We start from the raw sequence: 21,648 nt of genomic DNA on the forward strand, positions 1-21,648 counted from the left end.
ATTACGTCACCTTAACGCGGCGGGCCCGCTGTGAACGGGCCCGCGACCTTACGAGAGTGTGACCACGCGCAGTGCGAACCTCGGCCCGCCGCGAGCGAACCTCAGCCCGCCACGACCGTCACTTCGTCGAACACCACTTCGCCCGCGGCATCGGATTCGGCCAGATCAACGACCGCGTCGATGGACCAGCCGTGATCGCCGGCCGGATCGTCGAGCACCTGGCGCACATGCCAGAACTCGCCCCGCTGCTCCACCTGGAACAGCTTCGGGCCGCGCGCGTTCGGGCCGGTGCGAATTTCCTCGTACTCGTCGAAGTACGGCTCGAGTTCGGTCTCCCAATCCAGCTCGTCCCCGAACTCCTCCAGCGCGTCCCAGCGCTGCAGGGCGGCCAGATCGACCCGGCGGAACAGGGCATTGCGGATGAGTACCCGGAAGGCGCGCTCATTGGCCGAGATGGGCCGGACGGTCTCCGCGCCGAACGCGACCTGTTCGGTATCGGTCTCCGCGCCCGGATTGGTGAGTTGCTCCCATTCGTCCAGCAGGCTCGAATCGACCTGGCGGATGAGCTCGCCCAGCCATTCGGTGATGTCGTCGAGCTCCTCGGTGCGCGCCTGCTCCGGCACGGTCCGCCGCAGCGCGCGGTACGCATCGGCGAGATAGCGCAGCACCACGCCCTCCGAGCGCGCCAGCTCGTACTGCGAGACCAGTTCGGCGAAGGTGAGCTGGCGCTCGACCATCTCGCGCACGACCGACTTGGGGGAGGGCTCGAACTCCGAAATCCACGGATGACCGGCCTTGTAGGTCTCGTAGGCCGGGTAGATGAGCTCCTCGCCCAGTGGTTTGGGCCAGGTGACTTCCTCCAGGAGCTCCATGCGCTCCTCGTATTCGATCCCGTCGGCCTTCATCTCCGCGACCGCCACACCCCGCGCCCTGTGCTGCTGCGCCATGAGCAACTGCCGGGGATCTTCCAGGGTCGATTCGATGAGCGAGATCACATCCACGGTGTAGGTGGGCGACTCCTTGTCGAGCAGTTCGAACGCGGCCAGCGCGAACGGCGACAGCGGCTGATCGAGCGCGAAATCGCGCTGCAGATCCACCATGAGCCGGGCATGCCTGCCGAACTCGTCGGGCTCGTCGAGCTGCTGCACGACCCCGGCATCCCGCAGCGCGCGATAGAGCTTGATGGCCTTCAGGATGTGCTTGCGCTGCGCGGCCCGCGGTTCGTGATTGTCCTCCAGCAGATGCCGCATGGCGTAGAAGCAATTGCCCTTGCGCGCAATCACATTCAGCAGCATGGCATTGGTCACATTGAACCGGGAGACCATCGGCTCCGGCGAGGCCGCGATGAGCCGGTCGAACGTCTCCTCGGACCAGGACACGAAACCCTCGGGGGGCTTGGTCTTCTGGACCTTCTTGAGCTTCTTCGGATCGTCGCCCGCGCGGGCGATGCGGCGGGCGTTCTCCACCTCGTGCTCGGGCGCCTGCACCCACACCGTGCCCATACTGTCGAACCCGGCGCGACCCGCCCGGCCCGAAATCTGATGGAATTCACGGGCGTTCAGGCGGCGCGTGCGCACACCGTCGTACTTGGTGAGCCCGGTGAACAGCACGGTGCGAATGGGCACATTGATGCCGACGCCGAGAGTGTCGGTGCCGCACACCACTTTCAGCAGTCCGTCCTGCGCCAGCTTCTCCACCAGTCGCCGGTATTTGGGCAGCATGCCCGCATGGTGGACGCCGATGCCGTGCCGGATGAACTTCGAGAGGGTCTTGCCGAATCCGGTGGCGAAGCGGAATTCGCCCAGCGCCTGGGCAATCGCGTCCTTCTCCGCCTTGGACGCGAAGTTCACGCTCATCAGCGCCTGCGCCCGCTCCATGGCCGAGGCCTGGGTGAAGTGCACCACGTAGACCGGGGCGAGGCTGGTCGTCACCAGATCCTCGAGGGTCTCGGTGATGGGGGTCTTCACATACGAAAAGCTCAGCGGCACAGGTCGTTCCGCGCCGGAGACAATGGCGGTATCGCGTCCGGTGCGGCGCCGCAGATCCTCGCCGAAGAATTCCATCTCGCCGAGAGTGGCGGACATGAGCAGGAATTGGACGCCCGGCAGTTCGATGAGCGGCACCTGCCACGCCCAGCCGCGATCGGGATCGGCGTAATAGTGGAACTCGTCCATGATGACCTGGCCGACATTGGCGCTCGAACCCTCGCGCAGCGCCAGATTGGCCAGGATCTCGGCCGTGGCGCAGATGATCGGCGCCTCCGGATTGACCGCCGCATCGCCGGTCACCATGCCGACCTTGTCCGCGCCGAACACCTCGCACAGCGCGAAGAACTTCTCGCTGACGAGCGCCTTGATCGGCGCGGTGTAGTAACTGCGTTGCCCGCGATTGAGCGCCGCGTAGTGCGCGCCGATCGCGACGAGTGACTTACCGGAGCCGGTCGGCGTGGCCAGAATGACATTCGCGCCGGTGAACAGCTCGAGCAGCGCTTCCTCCTGGGCCGGATACAGGGTCAGGCCCTGCGACGCGGTCCAGTCGGAGAAGGTTTCGTACAGCCAATCCGGGTCCACATCGGGTACGGCTTGGTCGGGGACGAGTTCGGATAACTGCACGGGGCACTACGTTACTGGGCGGTCTGCCCGACTTCGGCCGCCACTACCCGGCGTCGGCCGACTATTGCTCAGCACCGGCCCGCCGACGGCCACTCAGCGCGGCTCACCGAACTATTGCTCAGCGCGGCTCGCCGACTGTCACTCAGCGCGGCTCGCCGCCGTCGGTGCTCTCACCCTCGGTGAACCCGGACTGTTCGGCCAGGAAGCGTTCGAACTCCGCGCCCAGTTCATCGCCGGTGGGCAGATCGGCATCGCTCGCGAGCAGGCTGGACTGCCGTTCCTGCGCGGTCACGAAGCTGTCGTACTGCCGCTCGAGCGCCTGTACGACATTCTCCACCTCGGAGTTGCCGGAAATATGCTCGTTGACCTGCTCGCGCACCCGCGCGGCCGATTCGCTCAGCGCCGCCAGCGGCAATTCCAGGCCCGCGTTCTCGGCCACATTCTCCAGCAGCGTCTGCGCGGCCTCCGGATAGGCGGTCTGGGTCAGATAGTGCGGAACATGAACCGAGAAGCCGACCGACTCGTGGCCGTGCTGAGCCATCCGGTACTCCAGCAGCGAGGACGCGCTGCCCGGAACCTGCAGCTCGCCGGGCCAGCGCTGGTGATCGCCGATCAGATCGCTATTGCTGGCGTGCGCGGTGACACCGAGGGGACGGGTGTGCGGAATGGCCATGGGGATCGCGCTCAGGCCGATGGTGCGGCGCACGCCCAGCTGTTCGGACAGCAGGCGCACCGCGGTGACGAACTTCTCCCAGCGCAGATCCGGTTCCAGCCCGGACAGCAGCAGGAACGGGGTGCCCGCGGTGTCCTTGAGCGCCCACAGATTCAGCTCGGGCTCGGTGTATTCGGAGAAGTGATCGGTCTTGAACATCATCAGCGGCCGCCGTGAGCGATAGTCCAGCAACTCGTCCATATCGAACGAGGCGACCAGTTCACTCTCGAGGCTCTCCCGCAGATGCGTGGTGGCCAACTTCACGGCGTGACCGGCGTCGGTGAAACCCTCCAGCCCGTGCACCAGTACCGGACCAGCACCGTCGGCGGATGACAGTTGCGGAGCGGGGAACTCCAGCTCGTACATTCGCGACTCGTAGTCCATCGCGTGCTCCTTCCTGCGTGGCCCACATGCGCGACCTAGAAACCATTGTCCCTCATGCGCCGACCGGTCGTGCACTGCCCGCACCGCGAGTGCAACGCGTGGCACCGGGACACGCATTCCCGGCGGGCTCGCCACGCGGCGTGGCATTCGCTGTGATCAGCAGAAATTCGGCATAGTGGACACGTGACCGCGCCCTGCCGCAGGCCTGCCCACCCGCTGTGCCGAAGGCCTCTCCGTGCCCTCGGGGTCGCGATTGTGGGTGTGGCGCTGGCGGCGTGCGGCACCACGGTATCGGGCCATCCGGTCGGTAACAGAAGTTCGGTGACAACAGTGCAAACCGATAGCGGACTGGCTCGGCTACTGCCGGATCCGTCCCAATTCCCCGCCCGCTACGCGGCTGTGACGCTGCCGATCGATGCCGCCGGCCAAGCCGCCGGTGATCTCGACGGCATTCTGCCCGGGGCCCAGATCGATCCGGCCACCTGTGCGCCGAGCGCACCGACCCCGGGACCGGCGGTCTCCGTCGGCACCGACGATTCCACCCGCGCCACCCTCACCGTCGAATTGGTGCGCACCGACCAGCCGCTGTCCACGCTGCGAGATCAATTGCAGCGCTGCGGGACCGTGCGCGTCGGTCACTCCGGAACCACCGCGACCATCACCACCGAGCTGGATCCGCCGCCGCCGCTGAACGCCGACGACACCCTCGCGCTGCGGCGCACCGTCCAATCCGAGTCCGGCAGTGCGGGTATCACCCGGCATATGCAGACGCTGCTCGGTCAGATCGGGAATGTGCGCATCAATGTGACCTATATGTCGTTCGCTGATTCCAAGGCCGATACCGAGGCCCTCGATTCCCTGTTCACCACCGCGGTGAGCAAGGTGCGCAAGGGCTGAATCCCGCACGGGGACAAGCGCGGATGTCCCCCGGGGAGGAGCCGACCCCCTGCCTGATCCGGCTCCCGCAGACCGAATCAGCAGGCGGAGCCGCTGCCCGCTGAACCACTGCCCGCGGATCCGCTACCCGCTGAACCGGTTCCGCCCGACAGGCTCGAGGAACCGCTGCCGCCGGAACCGCTCGCCGAACCGCTGCCCGCCGAACCGCTGGGCAGCCAGGAGCAGGCCGAACCGCCACCGCCGACGAGATAGCTGACCGCCGATGAGGTGGTGCCCTGCGTCGCTCCGACCATGACCGGGCCGGGGCTGGTCGGGTGCCAGGAGAAGGTCGCGGTGACCACGCCGGAATCGGCTACCGGCGTGGCGGATCCGATGACGGCGCCGTTGATCAGGAATTGCACCTGGTCGTAGCGGTTGTTGCCGGACACCCCGGCGATGATGGTGCAGCCGTCCGTCACGGTGCACTGCGATCCGGGGGTGACGCCGACAACGCTGACATCGGTGATATCGGCGGCGGCGGGTCCGGCCAGCAGTGTGGGCCCCGCGAGTGCGGTGAGCACGGCGGCAACGCTCGCGGTGCGAAGTGTTCTCGTCATTGCGTACTTCCTTCCGGCGCCTCCGACAGGCGCCGGGCGGACTGTAACAGCGAGTGAGCCTGATAATTCGTGAAATGAAAAGTGCTGCAACATGATTCGGTTATGGCATAACTGTGGAACGGGCGTCTCGGGGCAGCCGGTAGCGCTCCGCGAGTTCGGTGCCCAGCCGGGCCAGTTCGGCGCGCACCGACTCCGGTTCGGTCACCTCCAAAGCCGTTCCCCAACCGGCCAATTGCTGGGCGATCATGAGCGGCGTGGGCGCGGTGATGCGCACGCGCACACGGCCGTCGGGTTGGGGACCGTCCACCTCGCAGTGCCGCCCCTGCTGGTGGCGCAGTACCGAAAGCAGCGTGGTGGGTACGAGCACGGTGGCGGACAGCGTCGACCGGTGCTGCTCCACCTGCTCGACCACCTCCGACCAGGCGGCGGAGAGGTCGAAATCCGCAGGGCGATGCGCGGATTCGGCGGTCACCTCGACGTCCGTCATGCGGTCCACGCGAAAAGTCCGCTGCCCCCGGTCGGTTCCGGCCACGAGGTACCAGATGCCGTCCTTGTCGACCAGGCCCCACGGGTCGACCGTGCGCTGGGTGCGAATGCCCGCACGCCCGTAGTCGAATCGCACCCGGCGCCGGCGGACCACCGCGGCCTGCAACTGGTCGACCAGTGCCGGAGCCTGTTCGTCGCGTTCGCCCCAGCGCGCCGGATCCACGATCACCGCGCCGGCGGCCGCCTCCGCCTCGAGGCGGAACGGTTGCGGCAAGGCGTGCAGGAGTTTCCGCAGTGCGGATCGGGTGGCGGGGGTGGCGGTCGCCATCGGGCCCAGGAGCAGGAACAACGATTGCGCCTCGGTGGCGGTCAAACCGCTCAGATCTGTGCGTGCTCCGCCCACCAGCGCCCAGCCGCCACCGCGCCCCGGCTGCGGGTACACCGGAATCCCGGCTGTGGACAGTGCCTCCAGGTCGCGGCGGGCGGTGGCCACCGAGACTTCCAGTTCGGTGGCGACCTCGGCGGCGGTCACCCGGCCGCGCGTCTGCATGAAGAGCAGGGTGGCTACCAATCGATCGGCTCGCATGAAAGAAATTCTCCCAATAAAAGTGCTCATTCGGTGAGCACTTTGCGGCCGATGATGGATATATCGACCAGCGGAACCCAATTAGGAGATCGACATGCTGCGTGGAATGGCCACCGTCAACTACTTCGCCGACGACCTGGAGGCAGCCAAGGACTGGTACAGCGAATTCCTCGGCGTCGCACCGTATTTCACCGTTCCGGGCGGGTACTACGAGTTCCGCATCGGCGACTACCAGGCCGAGCTCGGTCTCATCAATCGCAAGTACGCGGCCACGACGCCGGATCAGCCGGGTGGTCAGATCGTGAACTGGCATGTCGATGATGTCGCGGCCACCTTCGAACGGCTGCTGGAAATGGGGGCGAAGGAGTACGAGCCGATCACCGCGCGCGGCGAGGGCACCGGATTCGTCACTGCCGCCGTGGTGGATCCGTTCGGCAATGTGCTGGGCATTATGACCAATCCGCACTACCTCGAGATCTTGGCCGCTGCGCGTCCGGAGTAGCTTCCGAGCGGGACACTAGCAGTGGGACGGGGCCCGATCGGGTGAAATGAAATGAATACGTTTCATTTCTTCCGATCTGCCCGCACGGTAACAACGGGGTCCGACAGATATCCGCTGCCGGGCTCCGCGCCACGCCGAATAGCGCACGGCGCGACCGGTTGTCCACAGGCCGGGCAAAACCGCTGGTGGGCCTCGCGGTGGCGACGGCGCCGCCGCGCACGCTCGATTCCATGACCACTCCCGCCGAACCGACGCCTCCCGACCACACCGATCCCGAGCACGGCGATCCCGGCCTCATCGGTCCCGAGCACACCGATCCTGACTACACCGATTCTGACCGTATCGGTGCCGAGCACAGCCATCCCGGTCATAGCGAGCGTGACCATGGCGATCCCGAATTCATCGATCCCGCAGACGGATCCGAACCGGAGCCGCATCTGCGGAATCCGGGCGACTTCATCGCGGCGGTGCCCGCCATGCTCGGATTCATGCCCGCCCGGTCACTGGTGGTGACCGTGCTGCGGGAGGCGGTGGACGAACCCGGCACGGCCACAATCGATGTGGTGGCCCGGATGGATCTGGACAGTCCGGGCCGGGCCGCCACCGGACAGCTCGTCGAACGGGTCGCGGGGGTCTGCGTGCGCGATACCACCGCCGCGGTGCTGGCCCTGATCGTCGACGATCGCGCCACCGCGCCGGTCGAACGGCATCGTGGGGTGCGGTCGCGCCGGCATCGAGATCTGGTGTGTGCGCTGGAACATCGCCTGGACGCCGCGGCGGTGCCGCTGGCCGGGGCGTGGGCCGTGCGCGCGATCGGCCCGGAGCTGCCGTGGTGGAGTCTGCTGGGTCCGGCGCGGCGCGGTCGGCAACCGGATCCGACGACCTCGCTGGTCACCCTCCGGCATGTGCTGGCGGGTCGGCCGCTGCGCGGCTCCCGGGCGGAGCTGACCGATGTGATCGAGGTGGACGCGGCTGTCCGGGAACGATTCCGGCCGCTGCTGGACGCCGCCGCCGAGGCTGCCGTGCATCGGCTCGCCGAGGCCGTGCGGCGCGATGAACCGGAGTCCTATAGCCGCGCGGCCGTCCGGAACGTGCTGAGGTGGCTGTCCGCCATCGAGGCGGGAACGCTGCCGAATACGCGGGAACTGGCGGAAATGGCTGTCGCACTGCGTGATTCGACGGTGCGCGATATTCTCTTCGGTCTCGTACCAGGTCCGCATGCCCGCGCCGCCGAAACCCTGTGGCTGCAATTGACGCGGGCGCTGCCCGATCCGGATCGTGCCGAGGCGGCCATGCTGCTGGGCTACACCGCCTATGTGCGCGGGGAGGGTCCGCTCGCCGGTATCGCCCTGGAAGCCGCGCTGAATTCCGATCCCGCGCACCGCATGGCCAACCTGCTGGATATCGGATTGCAGACCGGTATGCCGCCGCAGCGGCTGCACCGGCTCGCCGATGCAGGTCGCGAAGCCGCCGCGGATCTGGGTGTCGATCTGCGTGCCGAGCACCCGTGAGATCCGCGGCGCCGCGCGGAGATTCGGTGCTAGCGGGCGCTGTGCGCGCGATTGCCGAGCGAGCGCAGGAATTCCCACGCGTCGGCGACGATCTCGTCCAGATCGGTGTGTTCGGGTCGCCAGCCCAGTTCGGCCGTGGCCAGCTCGCTGGAGGCGATGAGCACCGCCGGATCGCCCGCCCGCCGCAGTGCGTCCACCGAGGTGATCGGCAGGCCGGTCACGCGCCGGCAGGAGTCGATCACCTCGCGCACCGAGAAACCGGTACCGCTACCGAGATTGAAGATGCGGTGCTTGCCCGGCTGCGACTGCGCCAGCGCCAGCAGATGCGCCTGCGCCAGATCGCGAATGTGAATGTAGTCGCGCACCGCGCTGCCGTCCGGGGTCGGATAGTCGGTGCCGAAGACCGAGATCGATTCCCGATGGCCCAGCGCCGTCTGCAGCACGAGGGGGATGAGATGGGTTTCCACCATGCGGTTCTCGCCGAGCCCGGCATACGCGCCGGCCACATTGAAATACCGGAGGCTGGTGGCCGCCAGCCCGTGCGCCGCGGCGTACGAGGTAATGGCGTAGTCGATCGAGAGCTTCGACGCGCCATAGGGATTGGTCGGGCGCTTGGGCGCGTCCTCGACGATCGGCACCTGCTCCGGTTCGCCGTACACCGCCGCGGTGGAGGAGAACACCAGGCGCGGCGTGCCCGCCTCGCGCATCGCCTCCAGCAGCGCCAGGGTCTTCACCACATTGCCGTGCCAGTACTTCTCCGGCTGCACCACCGACTCGCCGACGAGCGACTGGGCCGCGAAATGCAGCACGCCGTCGAAGGATTCGGAGGCGATCAGCTCTACGCCGACCGTGGCGATATCGCCTTCGATGAACTTCGCGCCACCCGGAACACCCTCGGCATTACCGGTCGAAACATCATCGACGACAACCACCTCGTGGCCGTCTTCGAGCAGAACCTGCGCGCAGACGCCACCGACGTAGCCCGCGCCTCCGGTTACCAGAAGTTTCACGGATCAGACCAACTTCACCTGGACGGCATGCGCCATCTCATCGGACAGTTCATAACCTTCGTGGCCCGGCACCAGAATGACCACCGAACCCGGCCTGGTCTCCACATTGACGCGTGCGTCGGGCACCACGCCGGCTTCGCGCAGCTGGCCGATGACCTCGGGATCGGTCTGGATGTGCTCGGACAGGCGGCGCACGACCACCGCGGCGGACTGGCCCGAGGGCAGGTCCGAGAGGCGGATCAGCTTCTCCTCGGCGCCCGAGCGCGGCGGCACGCCCAGCTCGTCCAGTCCGGGAATGGGATTGCCGTAGGGCGAGGTCGTGGGGTTGTTGAGCACCTCGACGAGGCGGCGCTCGACCTCCTCGCTCATGACGTGCTCCCAGCGGCAGGCCTCGGCGTGCACGTTCTCCCAGTCCAGGCCGATGATATCGACCAGCAGCCGCTCGGCCAGGCGGTGCTTGCGCATCACGGAAACCGCCATGCCCCGGCCCTTGTCGGTCAATTCGAGGTGGCGGTCACCGGCAACGGTCAGCAAACCGTCGCGCTCCATCCGCGCCACCGTCTGGCTCACCGTGGGACCGCTCTGCTCGAGGCGCTCGGCAATGCGAGCGCGCAGGGGCGTGACACCCTCCTCCTCGAGGTCGTAGATGGTACGGAGGTACATCTCCGTGGTGTCGACCAGATCCTTCACCTGTTAACCCCTTCGTCGGCACGAATTCTACCCATGCGCGGCGGCTACACCGGGCTGCAGCTTATTTCGCGAACTCCGAGTCAACACCGAGGACGGCCTGCGTGTTCCCCACGGGTTTCCGGCGTCACAGTGTCCATAGCCTCCGAGTGCAGCGGACGCACTAGCGTGGCAAGTATGCCTGGCCGCGCGCGTGAAGACGGAACCGTCGTATGGACCGATCGGTTCCTCGATTACACGTGGACGCCGGAGCACCCGATGCGGCCGGTCCGGCTGCAGTTCACCATGGCGCTGGCCCGGAGTCTGGGACTGCTGGACGGGGTGGAGACGCTGACACCTGTCGCGGCCGGGGATTCGGAACTGCTGCGGGTGCACACCCATGACTACATAGAGGCCGTCAAGCACGCTCAGCAACCGGCGGGCGTCATGCCCGCCGCACCGCCGTACGGACTCGGCTCGGCCGACAATCCGGTCTTTCCGCATATGCACGAGGCGGCGTCGGTGATTGTCGGCGGCACCCTCGCGGCGGCGCAGGAGATCGCGGCCGGGCGCACCCGCCGGGCGGTGAGCATCGGCGGCGGCATGCATCACGCCATGCCCGATTCGGCGGCCGGATTCTGCGTGTACAACGATGTGGCGGTGGCGATTTCGTGGCTGCTCGACAATGGCTTCGATCGCATCGCATACCTCGATGTGGACGTGCACCACGGTGACGGTGTGCAGCGCGTGTTCTACGGCGATCCACGGGTACTGACGCTGTCCATCCATCAGCATCCGGCGACGCTGTGGCCCAATACCGGATGGCCGGAGGAGACCGGCGCGGGCGCGGCCGAGGGCACCGCCATCAATCTGCCGATCATGCCCGGCACCCGGGATCCGCTGTGGCTGCGCGGTTTCCATGCGGTCGCCCCCGGCGCGCTGGCGGCCTTCCGGCCGCAGATCGTGATCAGCCAGTGCGGTGTCGACACCCATCGGGAGGACCCGCTCGCCGATCTGGAATTGAGCGTGGACGGGCAGCGCGCGGCCTTCATCGCCATGCGCGATCTGGCCGATCGGTATGCCGAGGGCCGCTGGCTCGCGGTCGGCGGCGGGGGATACGGGCTCATCCGGGTGGTGCCGCGGGCCTGGACGCATCTGCTGGCCACGGCGCTGGACCGGACCATCGACCCCGATACCCCGATTCCGCGGGAGTGGCAGGAACTGGTCGAGGCGTACGCGCCCACCGTGGCGCCGCCCGGCACCATGGGCGACGGCGCCGATACCGGCTTCGAACGCTGGGACGGTCCCGGCGGTGGCCGCGAGACCGGCGATGAGCGGACCGACCGCGCGCGGCGCGCCCTGGACACATCCGTATTGGCAACACGCCGCGCGACTTTCGGGCTGCTCGGCCTGGATCCGGAGGATCCCCGTGACTGAATCTGCCGATCCGGCGGTCCCCTCGACCCCGCCGCTACTGCCGGCGGACACGCCCGGCACCCCGGCGAATCCGCCGCCGCCACCGCAACATTGGTTCGCCGCCGTGCTGGCCTCCGACGGCGGTGTGGTGCGGCTGCGCCCGATCACGCCCGAGGACGCGGCCGGGTTGGAGCGCTTTCATACGGGACTGTCGGACCGCACGCGCTATCTGCGCTACTTCGGGCCGTACCCGCGGATGACGCCGAAGGACTTGTACCGCACCACCCATGTCGACTACCGCGACCGGGTGGGCCTGGTCATCGAGCTCGGCGACGACATCATCGCGGTCGGCCGCTACGAGTATCTGCCCGATCGGCCCGGACCGCGTTCGGCGGAGGTGGCGTTCGTGGTCGCCGATCACCATCAGGGCCGGGGCCTGGGTTCCATTCTGCTCGAGCATCTCAACGGGGCTGCCGCCGAGAACGATATCGAGACCTTCGTCGCCGAGGTGCTGGCCGAGAACAATGCCATGGTGCAGGTGTTCCGGGATGCCGGATATCAGGTGCAGCGCAGTCGCGACGGTTCGGTGCTGCACCTGGAATTCGCCATCGACCCCACCGAAGCCCTGCAGTCGGTACGGGATTCGCGCGAACACGCCTCGGAGGCGCGCAGTGTCGGCAATCTGCTGACGCCGCGCTCGGTGGCGGTCATCGGCGCGACCCCGTCCGGCACCCGGGTCGGCGGCGCGGTGCTGGCCAATCTGCTGTCGGGTGGATTCCAGGGTCCGGTGTTTCCGGTGAATCGCACGCGCACCGCGGTGCGCGGCGTGCGCGCCTATCCGACCGTGCGCGATATTCCGGATGAGGTCGATCTGGCCGTCATCGCGGTGCCCGCGGCCGAAATCGGGTCGGTGCTCGACGACTGTATGGCCAAGGGCGTCAAGGGTTTGGTGGTGCTGACCGCCGGTTTCTCCGAGACCGGCCCGCACGGCTACGACGCCGAACGCGAACTCGTCGACGCCGTGCGCGCGCACGGCATGCGGGTGGTGGGGCCCAGCGCGCTGGGGATCGCCAATACCGATCCGGCTGTTGCCCTGAACGCCACCCTCGCGCCGGTGCTGCCCGGACGCGGGCGCATCGGATTCTTCTGTCAGTCCGGACCATTGGGTGCGGCGATCCTGGGTGAGGCGGCGGCGCGGCAGCTCGGGCTGTCCACCTTCGTCTCGGCCGGTAATCGCGCCGATGTCTCCGGCAATGACCTGCTGCAGTACTGGGACAGCGATCCCGGCACCGATGTGGTGCTGCTGTATCTGGAGACCTTCGGCAATCCGCGCAAGTTCTCCCGCATCGCCCGCCGGGTGGCGCGCACCAAACCCATTGTGGCCGTGAGCAGTGGCCGCAATGTGGTGCGGGTGGAGGGGGAGCAGGATCTGGACCGCTCGCTGGTGCGCAATCTGTTCGCGCAGGCCGGGATCATCCAGGTCGACTCGATCACCGAACTCTTCGACTGCGCCATGCTGCTGGCCTATCAACCGCTGCCGGCGGGGCCGCGGCTGGCGGTGATCGGCAATAGCGCGGCCCTGAACTGGCTCGCGGTCGATGCGGGACGCAGTGAGGGGCTCACCGTGCAGGAGCCCATTCACCTGGGGCCGCAGGCCGGTCCCGCCGACTTCCTGACGGCGGTGGCCGCGGCGGTCACCGATCGCACGGTGGATTCGGTCATCGTCGTCTACTCGCCGCCGGTGCCGGTCGCCGTGGCGGCCTTCGCCGAGGCCATTCGGGCGGGCGCGCAATCGGATCCGGCCACACCGGTTCTCACCACCTTCGTCGCCGATCAGGGCATGTCGAACCTGCTCGCGACCCGCGGGCCCGGCGGCATGCTGGAGCGCGGATCCATTCCGTCCTACGGCGATCCGGAGCGCGCGGCCCGGGCGCTGGCCCGGGTGCGCCGCTACGCCGATTGGCGCACGCGGCCGGTATCTCAGGTCTCGCGCCCCGACGGTGCCGACACTGTTCGGGCTCGCGAACTGGTCACCGAATGGATGTCCTCCGAGACCGATCACTGGCTCCCGGATCTGGAGGCCGCGGAACTGCTGGGCTGCTACGGAATTCGCATAGTGGAATTCCGGGAGGTGCTCGACGCCGAGACCGCGGTGCTGGCCGCCGAACAGTTCGGATATCCGGTGGCCGCCAAGGCGACGGGGGAGATCTGGCGTAACCGGCCCGACCTGACCGGGGTGCGGCTGGATCTGTGGCGTCCGGACGAGGTGCGGCGGGCCTTCACCGAACTGGCCGAGATCTCCGGTAATCCGGTGCACATTCAGCGCATGGCCACCAAGGGCGTCGGCTGTGGCTTCCGGGTGCAGGACGATCCGTCGTTCGGCTCGGTGATCAGTTTCGGCCTGTCCGGCACCATTATCGATCTGCTCGGTGACCGGGTGTACCGGGCACTGCCGCTGACCGAGGACGAATCGGCGGAGCTGATCGACGCGCCGCGCGCTGCCCCGCTGCTCTCGGGGACCGTGCGCGGGCGTGATATCGGCAAGCCGGTGGACAAGGATGCGCTGGCCGAACTGGCACAGCGCATCTCGGCGCTCTGCGATGACCTGCCCGAGGTGCGGGAACTGCAGTGCGAGCCCATTATGGCCTCACCGGAGGGCGCCGCGGTGCTCTACGGACGGGTACGCATCGGGCCGGAACCCAACAGGTTCGAAAGCGGTCCGCGCCGGATGGGTTGAGAACAGCACGAATGGGTTGAGAACCAACAAAATTCGCTGTGTGGAGAGGTGAACGTAGTGCGAGAAGATCAGATCGAGACGGCCACCGCGCCGCTACGCGACGATATCCGGTTCCTGGGCGGGATTCTCGGGGACACCATTCGCGACCACGAGGGCCCGGAGGTCTTCGACCTCATCGAGCGGGTGCGCGTGGAAGCCTTCAAGGTGCGCCGGTCGGAGGTGGAGCGCAGCGCGGTCGCCGACATGCTGCGCGGTGTCGATATCCACACCGCCATTCCGGTGATCCGCGCCTTCAGTCACTTTCTGCTGCTGGCCAATCTGGCCGAGGACCTGCAGCGTGACCGCCGCCGCGCCGTGCACATCGCGGCGGGGGAGTTGCCGCAGGATTCCAGCCTGGCGGCCACCTACCGCAAGCTCGACGCCGCCCCGCCGGCGGCCGATACCGTCGTCGATCTGCTGACCGACGCCCTGGTCTCTCCGGTCATCACCGCGCATCCGACCGAGACCCGGCGGCGCACCATCTTCGATGTGCAGTCGCGCATCACCGAACTCATGCGGCAGCGTCAGCGCTACAGCGAGCACGAACCCGAGTTCGCGGTCATCGACACCGATATCCGGCGGCAGGTGCTGCAGCTGTGGCGTGCGGCACTGATCCGGTTGGCGCGCTTGCGGATTCAGGACGAGATCGAGGTCGGCCTGCGGTACTACGACCTCACGCTGTTCGAGGTCATTCCGAAGATCAATGACGAGGTCCGGGCGGCGCTGCGGTCGCGCTGGCCGGAGCATGAATTGCTCGCACGCCCGATCCTGCGTCCGGGCTCCTGGATCGGCGGTGATCGGGACGGCAATCCGTTCGTGACCGCGGAGGTGGTGCACCGCGCCACCCATCGGGCGGGTGCCCTCGTCTTCGAGCGGTATCTGAAATCTATTGTGGAGCTCGAGAAGTCGATGTCGCAGTCGGCGCGGCTGGTACCGGTGACGCCGGAGCTCGCGGCGCTGGCCGGAGCTGGATTCGATGACTCCCCGCAGCGTGCCGATGAACCGTATCGCCGCGCACTGCGTGCCATCCGGGCTCGGCTCAGTGCCGCGGCGCGCCGGTCGCTCGGCGAAATCCCTTCGGAGGGAATAGATGTCGTCGCCGAGCCGTACGCCGGGCCCGAGGAGCTGCTCGCGGATCTGAATGTGGTCGACGCCGCCATGCGCGCTTCCGGTGACGGCCTGCTCGCCGATGATCAACTGGCCGCGCTGCGCGGTGCGGTGGAGACCTTCGGTTTTCATCTGCAGGGTTTGGATCTGCGGCAGAACTCGGAAATGCACGAGCAGGTGGTGGCCGAGCTGTTCGCCTGGGCCGGAGTGCATTCGGACTACGCCTCGCTCGACGAGGAACAGCGGGTGGCATTGCTCGCGGCCGAATTGACCACGCGCCGACCGCTTGTCGGGCCCACCGCACAGCTCAGCGAGCTGGCGGCGAAGGAACTCGCGGTGGTGCGCGCCGCCAGGAGCGCCATCGACGATCTCGGCCCGGACACCGTGCCCAACTACATCATCAGCATGTGCACCTCGGTCAGCGACATGCTGGAGGCGGCGCTGCTGCTCAAGGAAGCGGGCATTCTCGATCCCGGTGATGCGAACACCCCGCCGTCCAGCACGGTCGGTGTGGTGCCGCTGTTCGAGACCATCGACGATCTGCGCGGTGGCGCCGAAATCCTGTCCGCGGCACTGGAGGTGCCCGCCTATCAGCGCCTGGTCGCGGCGCGCGGTATGCAGCAGGAGGTGATGCTCGGTTACTCCGATTCGAACAAGGACGGCGGGTACCTGGCCGCCAACTGGGCGCTGTACCGGGCCGAACTGGATCTGGTGGATACCGCCCGCAAGACCGGAATTCGACTGCGGCTCTTCCACGGTCGCGGTGGCACCGTCGGCCGCGGCGGCGGTCGCAGTTATGACGCCATCCTCGCTCAGCCCGCCGGGGCGGTGCGCGGATCACTGCGCCTGACCGAACAGGGCGAGATCATCTCGACCAAATACGCCGATCCGGGTACCGCGTACCGCAATCTCGAGGCTCTGGTCGCGGGCACCCTGGAATCCACCCTGCTCGATGTGGAGGGTTTGGGCGGCGAGGCTGAAGCCTCCTACGAGGTTCTCGACGAGCTGGCCGAGCTGGCTCGCCAGGCGTACGCGCGACTGGTGCACGAAACCCCCGGATTCGTCGAATACTTCCGTGCCTCAACGCCTATCGCGGAGGTCGCCGACCTCAATCTGGGCAGCCGGCCCGCCTCCCGCAAGCCCACCAACTCCGTCTACGACCTGCGCGCCATTCCCTGGGTGATGGCGTGGAGCCAGTCCCGGGTCATGCTGCCCGGCTGGTACGGCACCGGCACCGCCTTCGAGCAGTGGATCGGGGATGATCCGGCCCGCCTGGACGCACTGTCCGATCTCTACCGGCGCTGGCCGTTCTTCCGCACCATCATGTCCAATCTGGCGCAGGTCATGGCCAAGGCGGATATGGATATCGCCGCGACCTACGCCGATCTGGTTCCCGATAAAGCGCTGCGGGACACCATCTTCGGCATGATCTGCGAGGAGTTCACCCGCACCGTGCGCATGCACGCCGCCATCACCGGCACCGATGAACTGCTCGCGGACAACCCGGCCCTGGCCGAATCCATCCACAACCGCTTCCCCTACCTCGAACCCCTCAATCAACTACAGGTGGATCTGCTGCGCCGCCGCCGCGCCGGAGACGACTCCGAACTGGTGGAACGCGGCATCCTGCTCACCATGAACGGCCTGTCCACAGCCCTGCGCAATTCTGGCTAGGTCCGGGGACATTCAGGATCCGCGCCCGGATAATTGGGGGCACACTACTCTCTGAAATTCGGACATTTCACACACTCCGAACGCTTACAGTTCGTCGACCCTCGTCCGGAGGGCAGCGAACAGGAGTGGCTGATGAATGCAGGCAGTGTGACGGGTCGTCGAATCGGCTGGGGCATAACAGGTGTGATGACAATTGCCGCTGTGGCGGCAATTGTCGCGCCGCCTGCCTTCGCCGACGTCACGCAGCTGGACGTGAGCTCGGGTGGCGGCACCTTGGTGGTGGGATCCACCTATCAACTACGAGCGAAGGCGGAGAACTTCGACTCCCAGCCGGTTATGTTCCGTGACAACGGATCGTGCATCGGCAGCAGGCCGACGACGAGCCAGAACACCGGGGCTTTGGTGATTATCGACTGGACGCCCACCAGCGCCGGGACACATACGATCACCGCGACTCAGGCGGGAGTAGCCAAGTCCGTCAGGGTGGAGGTGATCGCCGCCGCCGGGCAGCCCGCTGCTCCGGCGGCTACTCCCTCCGGTTGTGGAGGCGGCGGCAGCATCGGCTCCGGCAGTGCGGGCTCCTGACGGTGGTGAGGTGAACAGCTGGTCGGACGGCCCGCACCCGGATCGGGTGCGGGCCGAGGGCTCGGTGGGAGAGAGGCTCCGAAGTTATTGCGCCGGTGCCTTTTCCGGCTCCTGCGCCGGGGCCGCAGCGGGCGGACCCGCTTGGCGCAGCGGAACTTCGACGAGGAAGAGCGCCGCGACCAGGCCTATCGCGCAGAGCACGGCGGACCAGGTGAAGATGCTGTGCATGCCCGAGGCCACCCCGTGCAGATAGGCATCACGCAGGGCGGCGGGGAGCGAACCCAGTTTCGCCGGATCGAGTTGCCCGCCGTGGCCACCGTGTCCGGTCATCGCGGCGGTGATCTGCCGGTTGAACAGCGCGCCGAACAGTGCCACGCCGAACGATCCGCCCAGGGTGCGGAAGAGGGTCGCGGTGCCCGAGGCGGCGCCGATGTTCTTCATCTCCACGCTGTTCTGTGCGATGAGCACCGTCATCTGCATGAGGAAGCCCAAGCCCGCGCCCAGCATCGCCATATAGATGCCCGAGGCGAGCCGGCTGGTGCCGGTGTCCATGGTGGCCAGCAGAATGCTGCCGCCGGTGAGCAGAACACCACCGAGGATCGGGAAGATCTTGTAGCGCCCGGTCTTGCTCATCACCCGGCCCGCGATCTGCGAGACCGCGATGATCGGCACCATCATCGGCAACAGCAGCAGTCCGGAGTTCGAGGCCGAGGCGCCCTGCACGGTCTGCTGGAACAGCGGCAGGAAGCTGACCGCGCCGAACATGGCCACACCGACCACCACCGACAGCACCGAGGTGAGCACGAAGTTGCGGTTGGTGAACAGGCTCAGCGGGATGATCGGTTCCGGTGCGCGGGTCTGCGACCAAATGAACGCGGGCAGGCCGAGCACCGCGACGGCGATCGTCGTGAGCACCTGCGGTGAGTCCCACGCGTATTGGGTGCCGCCCCAGGTGGTGACGAGCACGATCGCGGAGATGGTGACGGTCAGTAGCGCCGCCCCGAGGTAATCGATCTTGGCATTCGGGCGCCGGGCGGTCAGGTGCAGCGTGGTGTAGCACCACACCAGTGCGATCAAGCCGATGGGCAGATTGAGGTAGAACGCCCACCGCCAGCCGGCGTGATCGGTGACGAAGCCGCCGACCAGTGGGCCGCCGATGGTGGCCAGCGCCATGACCGAGGCGGTCATGCCCATGTACTTGGCGCGCTCCCGCGGCGGGATGAGCTCGCCGATGATGGCGAACGCGCCCGCTGCCAGGCCGCCCGCGCCGATGCCCTGCAGTACGCGGAAGCCGATGAGCTGATCCATGTTCTGCGCGGCGCCGGCCAGGCCGGAACCGATCAGGAAGATGACGATCGAGGCCAGGAAGTTGTTCTTGCGGCCGAACAGATCGCCGAGCTTCGCCCAGATGGGTGTGGAGGCGGCGGTGGCCAGGGTGTACGCGGATACCACCCACGACAGGTGTTCGAGGCCGCCGAGTTCGCCGACGATCGTCGGCATGGCGGTGCCGATGATCATGTTGTCGAGCATGCCGAGCAGCATCGCCAGCATGACGCCCAGCAGGATCCAGCGCACATTGCGCGGTGCCGTCTGCGGTGCGGAAAGCGTGGTCATGGCGGTCCCTCCCTTCGTTGAGGTCTGGTTCGGGTGCCGATCGGCGCCCGTGTGATTCCAGAAAACCATAACGAGTTAAGAAATTCAACCGCTCAGAAAATTGTATGACTAAGGAAACATCGGTAGGGTGTGCTCATGACCGGACTTCGCGAGCGCAAGAAGGCACAGACCCGCACGGCCCTGGCCGATGCCGCGCTGCGGTTGTTCCTCGAACGCGGTTACGACGCGGTCAGCGTGAAGGAGATCGCCGAGGCGGCCGAGGTGTCGGTGCCCACGCTCTTCGCGCACTTCCCAGACGGGAAGGAATCGCTCGTCTTCGATCTCGACGCGGATCGCGAACAGGGCCTGGTGGCGGCCGTCCGCGATCGCGCGCCGGGAAAGAACGTGCTCGAGGGGCTGCGCGATGCCTTCCTGGCCACACCCCGGCCCGCCGAATCGGCGGAGATGCACGGGTTCATGCAGCTGGTAGAGAGCACGCCCGCGCTCTCCAGTTACTTCCGGCGGATGTGGCAGCGGCACGAGGGCGCACTGGCCCAGGCCATTGCCACGGATCTGGGCCGCGATCCCGGTGATATCGAGGTGATCGCACTGGCGCACTTCGTATTCGGGGCGCTGGAGGTGGCGCGGCGCGGCACCGATCCCGCAGCCGATCTCACCCGCATCTTCGAGCTACTCGAAACCGGTTGGGGCGCACTCGTTACGAAGTGAAGGCGGCGGCATGGTCGCGCGCCCACTCGGCATAGCTGCGCGGTGCGCGGCCGAGCACCTCCCGAACATCCTGGGTGACAATGGCATTGCCGCCCGCGCGCACATACGCCTGGCCCTGCAGGGCGCCGTCCGCGAACTCCGGAGACCGGCCCGACGCCACCATGAGATCGCGCGCCGCCTCGAGCGGTATGTCATCGACCTCGATCGGACGGCCCAGGGCCGCGGCCAGCGCGGCCACCTGATCGTGTGTGCTCAATGTTTCGGGACCGGTGAGGGTGTAGATGCGGCCGGAGTGCGCGTCCGACAGCAGCGCCTCGATCGCGACCGCGGCGACATCGCGGGGATCGATGACACCCTGCGTACCGTCCCCGGACATATTCGGGACCGGCTGACCCGCCTGGATCGGGGCGATCCAGCTCAGGGTGTTCGTGGCAAAACTGCTGGGGCGCAGGATGGTCCACGCCACCCCGCTGTTCTGTACCGCCTGCTCGCCGGGAACATGCCAGGTGCCGACCATGCCGACATCGGCGGTGCCGGTGCCGATGGCCGACAGCTTCACCAGCCGCCGCACGCCGGCATCGCGGGCGGCCGCGGCCAGAGCCTGATCCAGTTCGACATAGTCCGGACCCAGCAGACCGACCAGGAATGCCGCCTCCGCTCCGGCGAATGCCGCCGCCATCGATGCGGTATCGGCGTAGTCGCCTTGGACCACCTCGGCCTCGGCGGGCAGCTGCGCCTGCTCCGGATCGCGGGTCACCGCACGGACTTTCACTCCCCGCGCCACCAATTGCCGGACAACTTCACTGCCGATGGTGCCCGTGGCACCGGTGATTACGATCATGGCCACAACGATGCCGCGCCCGCCCGGCCGCACTCTAGGAAAAACCGGCACACTCCGGGGCGCGCGCCCCGCCTACAGTGGATGCGGTGACCGTCGTGCAGAGTTCGGCAGCCGTCCAGACCGCAGACGGCTTCGAGGAGTCGCTCCCCGCCCCGGAGTCGCTGCGCCCGTGGATCGCCGAGGTCGGCCGCATTCCGGTGCTCACGCACGTGCCCACACACTTCACCCACGTGCCGCAGGCCGTCACCACGCTGGTGCTCCGCACCGAACCGTCCGGCCGCCGTGACGCCCTGGTCGTGGGCCCCCGCACGCGGGCCACCTACGCCGGTGCGAAGGAGCCCGCCGGTTGTCTGCGCCTGCGATTGGCCCCGGGCGCCGTTCTGCCCCTGTTCGGTGTCGCCGCCACCGATCTCACCAACCGCGTCCTGCGTCTGGTGGATATGCCCGGCCCCGCAGCCGATCTCGCGCGCGAGATCACCGGCATGGACCTCGACGACGTCGTGCCGTTCCTGGAATCGACTCTCCCGCAGGTCCTTTCCGAAAGCGCCACCCGCCGCGAGCATCGCCGCCTGCTCGATTCGGCCGTCGCGGCCATCGACGGCGATGCCACGCCGCTGCGGGACGTCGCGACCCGCCTCGCGGTCAGCGAACGGCAACTCCGCAATCTCTTCACCGCCGGCGTCGGCGTCTCGCCCAAGCACTATGCCCGCATCACCCGGGTCCGCCAGGTGATCGGCGCCGCCGGCAACACGCCCTGGTCCGATATCGCCGTCGCGACCGGCTATTACGACCAATCCCACCTGACCGCCGACTTCCGGTCGCTCATGGGCGTGACGCCGGATCGGTTCTTCAAGGGCAAGCTGCCCGAACCTACCGCGTGCCAATCGGTGACCACCCTCGCCGGGTAGCGATATGAAAAGAGTAATGTTTGCGAAGTTGATGTCGCGGTAATCACTACCACGACA

The 21,648-nt window shown here is 67.4% G+C and carries 17 protein-coding genes; 9 read left to right on the plus strand and 8 right to left on the minus strand.

Going from position 1 to position 21,648, the window contains the following annotated elements; translation table 11 throughout:
* Positions 1–101: 101 nt before the first annotated feature.
* Both OG326_RS14390 and OG326_RS14395 read right to left on the minus strand, forming a co-directional pair.
* Positions 102–2,612, minus strand: coding sequence for a DEAD/DEAH box helicase (locus OG326_RS14390; protein WP_327145134.1), 2,511 nt, complete (start codon positions 2,610–2,612; stop codon positions 102–104).
* 142 nt (positions 2,613–2,754) lie between these two features.
* Positions 2,755–3,708, minus strand: coding sequence for a PAC2 family protein (locus OG326_RS14395; RefSeq protein WP_327145135.1), 954 nt, complete (start codon positions 3,706–3,708; stop codon positions 2,755–2,757).
* A gap of 321 nt (positions 3,709–4,029) precedes the next feature.
* Here OG326_RS14395 and OG326_RS14400 point away from each other — a divergent pair, with 321 nt between their 5' ends.
* Positions 4,030–4,605, plus strand: a complete 576-nt coding sequence (locus OG326_RS14400; protein ID WP_327145136.1) for a DUF5642 family protein — start codon at positions 4,030–4,032, stop codon at positions 4,603–4,605.
* Between the two features lie 77 nt (positions 4,606–4,682).
* On the opposite strand, the gene OG326_RS14405 is transcribed toward OG326_RS14400, so the two are convergent.
* Both OG326_RS14405 and OG326_RS14410 read right to left on the minus strand, forming a co-directional pair.
* Entirely contained in the window at positions 4,683–5,201 is a 519-nt protein-coding gene (locus OG326_RS14405; RefSeq protein ID WP_327145137.1) for a hypothetical protein, read from the minus strand.
* Between the two features lie 100 nt (positions 5,202–5,301).
* Positions 5,302–6,273, minus strand: a complete 972-nt coding sequence (locus OG326_RS14410; RefSeq protein WP_327145138.1) for a helix-turn-helix transcriptional regulator — start codon at positions 6,271–6,273, stop codon at positions 5,302–5,304.
* A gap of 94 nt (positions 6,274–6,367) precedes the next feature.
* On the opposite strand from OG326_RS14410, the gene OG326_RS14415 reads away from it, so the two are divergent.
* Positions 6,368–6,775 (plus strand): VOC family protein, encoded by a 408-nt coding sequence (locus OG326_RS14415; protein WP_327145139.1) that lies wholly within the window; start codon positions 6,368–6,370, stop codon positions 6,773–6,775.
* A 230-nt stretch (positions 6,776–7,005) separates the two neighbouring features.
* Positions 7,006–8,286 carry a DUF4192 domain-containing protein gene (locus OG326_RS14420; RefSeq protein ID WP_327145140.1) on the plus strand — a complete coding sequence of 427 codons (1,281 nt, stop codon included), beginning with the start codon at positions 7,006–7,008 and terminating at the stop codon, positions 8,284–8,286.
* Positions 8,287–8,315: 29 nt separating this feature from the next.
* On the opposite strand, the gene galE is transcribed toward OG326_RS14420, so the two are convergent.
* A complete protein-coding gene (gene galE / locus OG326_RS14425; RefSeq protein WP_327145141.1) occupies positions 8,316–9,296 on the minus strand; it encodes a UDP-glucose 4-epimerase GalE in 981 nt (326 codons plus the stop codon).
* A 3-nt stretch (positions 9,297–9,299) separates the two neighbouring features.
* On the minus strand, positions 9,300–9,986 hold the full coding sequence (locus OG326_RS14430; RefSeq protein ID WP_327145142.1) for a metal-dependent transcriptional regulator: 687 nt from the start codon (positions 9,984–9,986) through the stop codon (positions 9,300–9,302).
* Between the two features lie 174 nt (positions 9,987–10,160).
* On the opposite strand from OG326_RS14430, the gene OG326_RS14435 reads away from it, so the two are divergent.
* The 4 genes from OG326_RS14435 to OG326_RS14450 all read left to right on the plus strand — a co-directional run bounded on the left by OG326_RS14435 (position 10,161) and on the right by OG326_RS14450 (position 17,520).
* On the plus strand, positions 10,161–11,399 hold the full coding sequence (locus OG326_RS14435) for an acetoin utilization protein AcuC (protein WP_327145143.1): 1,239 nt from the start codon (positions 10,161–10,163) through the stop codon (positions 11,397–11,399).
* Between the two features lie 37 nt (positions 11,400–11,436).
* Complete coding sequence (locus tag OG326_RS14440; RefSeq protein ID WP_327146486.1) at positions 11,437–14,115, plus strand: bifunctional acetate--CoA ligase family protein/GNAT family N-acetyltransferase; 2,679 nt, start codon at positions 11,437–11,439, stop codon at positions 14,113–14,115.
* Between the two features lie 57 nt (positions 14,116–14,172).
* A complete protein-coding gene (ppc, locus tag OG326_RS14445) occupies positions 14,173–16,935 on the plus strand; it encodes a phosphoenolpyruvate carboxylase (protein WP_327145144.1) in 2,763 nt (920 codons plus the stop codon).
* 132 nt (positions 16,936–17,067) lie between these two features.
* Positions 17,068–17,520: a hypothetical protein gene (locus OG326_RS14450; protein WP_327145145.1), complete on the plus strand. Its 453-nt coding sequence runs from the start codon at positions 17,068–17,070 to the stop codon at positions 17,518–17,520.
* Between the two features lie 84 nt (positions 17,521–17,604).
* Here OG326_RS14450 and OG326_RS14455 read toward each other — a convergent pair whose 3' ends face one another.
* Positions 17,605–19,134: an MDR family MFS transporter gene (locus tag OG326_RS14455; RefSeq protein ID WP_327145146.1), complete on the minus strand. Its 1,530-nt coding sequence runs from the start codon at positions 19,132–19,134 to the stop codon at positions 17,605–17,607.
* Positions 19,135–19,269: 135 nt separating this feature from the next.
* Here OG326_RS14455 and OG326_RS14460 point away from each other — a divergent pair, with 135 nt between their 5' ends.
* On the plus strand, positions 19,270–19,842 hold the full coding sequence (locus OG326_RS14460; RefSeq protein ID WP_327145147.1) for a TetR/AcrR family transcriptional regulator: 573 nt from the start codon (positions 19,270–19,272) through the stop codon (positions 19,840–19,842).
* Here OG326_RS14460 and OG326_RS14465 read toward each other — a convergent pair.
* Complete coding sequence (locus OG326_RS14465; protein ID WP_327145148.1) at positions 19,832–20,683, minus strand: SDR family NAD(P)-dependent oxidoreductase; 852 nt, start codon at positions 20,681–20,683, stop codon at positions 19,832–19,834. The two genes, OG326_RS14460 and OG326_RS14465, sit on opposite strands and share 11 nt — an antisense overlap.
* Before the next feature lie 86 nt (positions 20,684–20,769).
* Between OG326_RS14465 and OG326_RS14470 the strand changes: the two genes are divergently transcribed.
* Complete coding sequence (locus OG326_RS14470) at positions 20,770–21,591, plus strand: helix-turn-helix domain-containing protein (RefSeq protein WP_327145149.1); 822 nt, start codon at positions 20,770–20,772, stop codon at positions 21,589–21,591.
* Positions 21,592–21,648: the final 57 nt, after the last annotated feature.

Origin of the sequence: Nocardia sp. NBC_01327 (assembly GCF_035958815.1) — a bacterium.
Classification (GTDB): Bacteria; Actinomycetota; Actinomycetes; order Mycobacteriales; family Mycobacteriaceae; genus Nocardia.